Origin of the sequence: Psychromonas sp., assembly GCF_047632995.1 — a bacterium.
GTDB lineage: Bacteria > Pseudomonadota > Gammaproteobacteria > Enterobacterales > Psychromonadaceae > Psychromonas.
Map to the genome: position 1 here is coordinate 1 of NZ_JBLIEK010000190.1, position 4,654 is coordinate 4,654.

The 4,654-nt window shown below is 41.5% G+C and carries 5 protein-coding genes; 3 read left to right on the forward strand and 2 right to left on the reverse strand.

The genetic code is table 11. From position 1 onward, the window contains the following. Positions 1 to 817: choice-of-anchor H family protein (locus tag ACJAT7_RS17925; RefSeq protein WP_415228163.1), on the forward strand; the 817-nt coding region annotated here is incomplete at its 5' end. A gap of 230 nt (positions 818 to 1,047) precedes the next feature. On the opposite strand, the gene ACJAT7_RS17930 is transcribed toward ACJAT7_RS17925, so the two are convergent. Next, entirely contained in the window at positions 1,048 to 1,524 is a 477-nt protein-coding gene (locus ACJAT7_RS17930; RefSeq protein ID WP_415228164.1) for an Lrp/AsnC family transcriptional regulator, read from the reverse strand. A gap of 238 nt (positions 1,525 to 1,762) precedes the next feature. Between ACJAT7_RS17930 and leuA the strand changes: the two genes are divergently transcribed. Next, positions 1,763 to 3,508, forward strand: coding sequence for a 2-isopropylmalate synthase (gene leuA, locus ACJAT7_RS17935; RefSeq protein ID WP_415228165.1), 1,746 nt, complete (start codon positions 1,763 to 1,765; stop codon positions 3,506 to 3,508). 157 nt (positions 3,509 to 3,665) lie between these two features. On the opposite strand, the gene ACJAT7_RS17940 is transcribed toward leuA, so the two are convergent. Next, the gene (locus tag ACJAT7_RS17940) at positions 3,666 to 4,142 is read right to left on the reverse strand and encodes an LEA type 2 family protein (protein ID WP_415228166.1); all 477 of its coding nucleotides are present in this window, start codon (positions 4,140 to 4,142) and stop codon (positions 3,666 to 3,668) included. Between the two features lie 228 nt (positions 4,143 to 4,370). Between ACJAT7_RS17940 and ACJAT7_RS17945 the strand changes: the two genes are divergently transcribed. Then, a complete protein-coding gene (locus tag ACJAT7_RS17945; protein WP_415228167.1) occupies positions 4,371 to 4,586 on the forward strand; it encodes a TIGR02450 family Trp-rich protein in 216 nt (71 codons plus the stop codon). Positions 4,587 to 4,654 lie beyond the last annotated feature (68 nt).

Consider the following 4,654-nt stretch of genomic DNA (forward strand, 5'->3'; position numbering starts at 1 on the left):
TGCAGTAAACAATGTCAAAGACGAGCAGCTAACTACTGCCGCTGTCCGCTCTGTTTTTAGTGCCTTGCTAATGATTTTTTTGACTGCTTTCATCAGCCGGGTAAATGCTGGCGAGCAACAAACAACTCAAGCAACTGTTTCTTACGGCGTATTATCAGAAACAATAAACAATGAGATGCGTTTAAATATCGCTGAACAAAATAATAGTGTATTAATTTCTGACCAAATATCAGGCAAAGCCACAGGAAAAAACAGAGATGAGATAATGGAAATAGAAGAGGTAAAACAGATAACGAGCAGAAGTTATGCACCGGAGTTTACCATCTACAATGCGTTTACCACCTTACAGAATGATTTTGATAGCGATGGATTCTATCAAACATTTAGTGTGGTTTTCGATGCAGATCTTTACAGCTATGACAATAATGATCTCGGTGAAGTATATGCCCGATTATACATAAGTGAGGATGGTGGCCCTTGGATCCATTATTACAGCAGCGATGATTTCATTATCCACGGTGAGAGTGACCAGGACGAATACGAAGTTATTACCACTTTCCGGGAAGGATATCATTCTGGCCACTATGACATATTGATTGATTTATACCAGGTAGGCTATGACGGTATTGTTGCTACCTATAGCGCCGATGATAATTCTGCACTTTACGCGCTGCCATTAGAAAGTGCCGACTATGACAGAGTTTATGTTGATAGCGTTTATATTCAACACGGGGGCTCCCTATCCACTGTGTTATTAATTTTACTGGCTTTGCTCCTAGCTAGTCGGGTATTGCTTCGCTTCAAGATGCGAGGGTAGGATTTTTGACATCAAAACTTGTGGCCAAACAGCCTGAATATTTTAAAAAATAGGTTTGCACCCAGTGAGTGCTATAAATATAGAATTCAATACGCAGCTTGTCTGGCCGGTAGCGCACCGGCCAGAATAAAAAAAACGGAAAAACATTAATGATCCCTATTTAAAAAAAAAGAGCAAAAGAGAGGACGCCAAATGAAACTATGGTCAGACATTTAACCGCTTCAGATGGCTCAATCGAGTGGCAGTTCACTCTTTTTGACCACTTCTCTCAATACAAAACTTGAATGCACACCCGTTACACCTTCTAACTTGGTTAACTGTCCGAGTAAAAATCGCTCATAATGTGCCATATCGCGCACCAACACTTTCAACAAAAAGTCAGCCGCCTGCCCGGTCACAATCAAACATTCCAGTACCTCAGGTAAAGTTGCAATCGCACGTTCAAACTTATCAAAACGATCTGGTGTATGACGGTCCATGGAAATTCCAATCATCGCCGTCAAGTTTAATCCCAGTGCAGCGGGTTTTAATAACGTGACATGTTTGTCGATTATTCCCGACTCCTCCAACCGTTTCACACGACGCGAACAGGGCGTTGGTGATAAGCCAACACTATCGGCCAATTCCAAATTACTGATACGCGCATTACCCTGCATCAGCTTAAGAATGTTCTTATCAATACGATCTAACTTAATGACTTCCTGCATATAATTTCACCAAGGTGGTTTCTTTCACTAACAATAGCACATTAACTAGTTTTTTATTGCACAGAAAGCTTTAATTAAGAGTTACTTTGCAACCACTCTCTACGCTATTCATTCTATAGTTAGTGCATGGATAGCGAGCGAAGTTTCTTACCGGAAACGGGCGGTAATACCCTTACCAAGGTGCACCAACTCGCTAATTCATCTCTTTGCTGCCATCGCTCTAAAAAGGAAATGACTCGTGTCTAATATCGCTAATATCCACTCTAGTTTTAATCATAAAAAATATCGCGCTTATGCGCCAATCCAAAAAACGGATAGACGCTGGCCGGATCAAATTATCGATGCGGCGCCTGATTGGTGTAGTGTTGATTTACGCGATGGCAATCAAGCGCTGATTGAGCCGATGAGTCCAGACCAAAAGCTTGATATGTTTAAACTCTTAGTAGATGTGGGTTTCAAAGAGATTGAGGTCGGTTTTCCCGCGGCATCGGCACCTGATTTTGATTTTGTGCGTCAGTTAATTGAGCAAAATTTAATACCAGAGGATGTCACGATCCAAGTATTAACCCAGGCACGCGAGCCTTTAATAGCACGTAGCTTTGCAGCTTTAAAAGGCGCAAAAAAAGCAATAGTGCACTTATATAATTCAACCTCAACGGTGCAGCGTAAGCAGGTCTTTAAAAAATCGCGCGATGAAATAAAAGCCATTGCCGTACAAGGCGCGCAATGGATAGATGACTTTGCGGCCGCCCAGCCCGATACAAAGTGGTCGTTCCAGTATTCCACCGAAAGCTTTACCGGCACCGAAATGGATTATGCAGTAGAAGTTTGTGATGCCGTCATTAATGTTTGGCAGCCGACACCTGAAAATAAAGTGATTATCAATTTACCCGCGACGGTTGAAACATCAACGCCTAACGTCTACGCAGACCAAATTGAATGGATCTGTGACCATATCAGCCATCGTCAATCAGTGACCATCAGTTTACATACTCACAACGACCGCGGTTGCGGCGTCGCTGCAGCAGAGCTGGGGGTGCTGGCCGGTGCGGATCGCATCGAAGGCACACTGCTAGGTAATGGTGAGCGCACGGGTAATATGGATATCGTCACCATGGCGATGAATCTATATAGCCAAGGCATTGATCCACAATTAAATTTTGCTGATATGGACCGTATTATTGCAACCATTGAGCGCTGCACACAGTTAGCAGTGCACCCTCGTCATCCCTACGCTGGTGAATTAGTTTTTGCGGCTTTTTCCGGCAGTCATCAGGATGCAATTAACAAATGCATCGCAATTGATGCGGCGCAACGGATCAATGAGCCGGAAGCACAGTGGCAAGTTGCTTATCTGCCCATTGATCCGCGCGATTTAGGGCGAACTTATCAGCAGGTTATTCGTATCAATAGCCAGTCGGGTAAAGGTGGAGTGGCCTATGTACTTGAGCAGGACTATGGTATTCAAATGCCACGTTGGATGCAGGTTGACTTCAGTCCGCATGTGCAAGAGTACGCCGAAAACAGTGAAAGTGAGGTTTCATCGGCTATGATTCAAAATATTTTTTCCAATACTTATTTAGCTGCGCAGAAAACTGCAACTGTCGACAACTACCAGCTTAATCGTCAAGGTGATCAAGATAGTTTACAAGCGCAGATACTCGGCATTAACGCCTCGGTGAAAATTAATGGTCAAGGTAAAGGTGTACTGGACGCTTTTGTCAGAGGGTTAAGTGCATCACTCGAAACTGATATTGTAATAATCGACTATAACGAACATGCTCTGCCGAGCAAAAAAGGGGCTGAAAATGAACAGGCCGAAGCGATAGCTTATGTTCAACTTAGCATTCAAGGCGCGCGCTACTGCGCAGCAGCCAAGTGTAGCGATATAGTCAGCGCCTCTTTGCAGGCAGTACTCAATGCCGTTATTCGCAGCGGAGCCAACATCGACCAGTACAGCAATTTAAAATTAGCCGTCGTGTAAATACAGCCTCTCAGTGCACATTGCGCCCTATCGTTATCTGACCATAGGGCAGGCAAAAACCAGAGAACGCAAAGCTGGTAAAGGTTTCGCTCTCCTCACTGCATACTCTGTTCATGCCACAATGGGAAGTTGGCAATTTCAAAGAAAAATATGCATGCTATTTGGATAGATTAGTTAACCCTTGTAAAAGATTTTCATTCAATAATCCTTCTTTGTTCAGTTCAAATGCAACAAAACCTTTGGGATCTATTTTTGTTTTAAGTTGGTATTTAATATCTTCACCCGAGTGTTGAGTTAGATAGGTTAACAATTTATATAAATAAAATAAATTCACGGAGGTTTGTATCTCTATAGCCGTTTCGCTATAGGCTGCGAGGGTCGGAATTTGATTGGATACGCCTGATAATATTTTTTGATCCGCAATATCAAGGTACAAACTTACCCCTTCAATGTCTAAATCTTGACCATTCGGATTTGAGACTAATAACTGCACGTTAAAACGGGGGGACAATCCTGTTGATGGTGCTGCCGATATTTTATTTAAACTGACGTCCAGCTCTTGTAACCCTTGTATGTTAGCGCATCCACTTAACAAAAAAGCAGATAACAGCGCAATAAACTTCCATCTAGACATACTCACCTCGTTAAATTTGATAATAATTAATAATAACAAAATAATGAAAATTGTTTTTTTTGTTTTACTCTGTAAAAATACAATAGCGTAGAAACAGAGATATAATAGGAATATTAAAAAAATTCTGATGGGGTTTGTCACAATCGGCGCATCATGAGATAAAATGCTTTTATTCTCCTTATGCGCTTACGTTTCCAACAGCACATTCAATATTTAATAGGTTTTAGAATGAATAGAGTAACGCCTAAAGTACTACTTAATAGTAAATGGACAAAAATTAACGTTGAAAACAGAGAAAAACATTTTTTAATTTCAACGGTCAAATTTGATGAGCAACAAAATGTTATTGAATGCATTATTGAAGCCGTAATAAACAAAAATGTGTATTCGATTGATTGGCGGGAATTAAAAGATAACCAGCAATGGCGATTAGGTTGGGTATAAAGAGCCACCTATTAAAGGCCTCATTATTCTCTCCCTATAACCCCAAAATGGAATTAAGATGAAAGCAT